The organism is Palleronia aestuarii (genome assembly GCF_003253995.1).
Taxonomy (GTDB): domain Bacteria; phylum Pseudomonadota; class Alphaproteobacteria; order Rhodobacterales; family Rhodobacteraceae; genus Palleronia; species Palleronia aestuarii.
Genome location: NZ_QKZL01000064.1, coordinates 4,606 through 5,847, shown reverse-complemented (window position 1 = coordinate 5,847; position 1,242 = coordinate 4,606). Strand labels below are relative to the sequence as shown.

The window sequence follows — 1,242 nt, the reverse complement described above, 5'->3', positions numbered from 1 at the left end:
GGCCCTGGCGGCCACTCGTCTCCTCGTCGAACGGGTCGTCACCATGGTGCGGAACGGCACGGCGGGCGACCTGACGGCGTGGCTTGACGAGGCAGAGACCAGCGAGATCGCCTCATGCACCCGCGGACTCGCCGCTGATCAGGCTGCCGTGGTCGCAGCGCTGACAGAGCCATGGTCCAGCGGCCAGATCGAGGGACAGATCGACCGCCTGAAGACACTCAAACGCCAGATATATGGCAGGGCCAACATCGAGCTTCTCAAAGCGCGTCTGGTCGCTGCATCATGAAGCAGGAGATGCACCAAATTTGACTCAGACCCCTTTTTCGGCGCCGGGCCACAGTAATTCCGGCAGCAGACCCAACCGGTGAACACCATTCAGCTCATCTCGCCGAGTTCGAGTTCGAGTTCGAGTTCGAGTTCGAGTTCGAGTTCGAGTTCGAGTTCGAGTTCGAGTTCGTCTACGCCCGGGGCATTCACAAGGCCGACCGCCTGCTTGCGCTGATATGCGAGGCATCAGAGGCGGCGCGACCAGCCTTGAACCTCCTGGCCGATCAGCTCCGCGAGGCACGCGACCGGATCGAGGAGGTTACTGCGCGGATCGCCAAGGCTCAGAATCAGGACCCGCTCACCCGGAGGCTGGCCACAATCCCCGGGATCGGCACATTGTCCTCAAGTGCCTTTGCCGCAACCACGCCGGAGGTGGAGAACTTCGGGACGGAGCGGGATTACGCGGCTTGGCTCGGCCTCACCCCGCAGACCCATTCGAGCGGGGAAAGGGAGCGGATCTTGAGGACTGACAACCGCTATCTCCGGAGGCTCCTCTACCTCGGCGCGATGATGGCCATGTCACGCCAGCAGTCTGAGTGACTTTGGCGAATGATCAGTATGCGCCAGGGACGGACTGGCTCTGGCATATGCAGTAGCGCAAACCGGTTAAGATGGTCGCCGTCACCTTGGCGAACGCATGGCTCGTGACCTGCCACGGGACTTTCATCTAGTCGTGACCGGAGCCCGGTTGTTGTTTACGCCGTTCGGCGCAGGGTTAGCAATCGCCCGACGCGCGGAGCTTTCATCTCGCGCAGCGGGGCGGGCGATTGCGGTGGTCAGGGCTTGCGCGTAGTCAGCCGGGGTCTGGTAGTCCAAAGCCGAATGCGGGCGCTCGGTGTTGTAGTCGGCAGCCCAGGCCGCAATGACGGCACGGGCGTGAGCCAGGTTCCGGAACATGGTCTCATTGAGCAGTTC

The 1,242-nt window shown here is 62.6% G+C and carries 3 protein-coding genes; 2 read left to right on the top strand and 1 reads right to left on the bottom strand.

Going from position 1 to position 1,242, the window contains the following annotated elements:
• Together LX81_RS21615 and LX81_RS21610 are read left to right on the top strand one after the other, a co-directional pair.
• The coding region (locus LX81_RS21615) for a transposase (protein WP_146259528.1) at positions 1–286 on the top strand (286 nt) is incomplete at its 5' end.
• 248 nt (positions 287–534) lie between these two features.
• Positions 535–867: a transposase gene (locus LX81_RS21610; RefSeq protein WP_170134093.1), complete on the top strand. Its 333-nt coding sequence runs from the start codon at positions 535–537 to the stop codon at positions 865–867.
• Positions 868–990: 123 nt separating this feature from the next.
• Here the strand turns inward: LX81_RS21610 and LX81_RS21605 are convergent.
• A partial coding sequence (locus LX81_RS21605) for an integrase core domain-containing protein (protein ID WP_146259529.1) occupies positions 991–1,242 on the bottom strand: 252 nt, incomplete at its 5' end.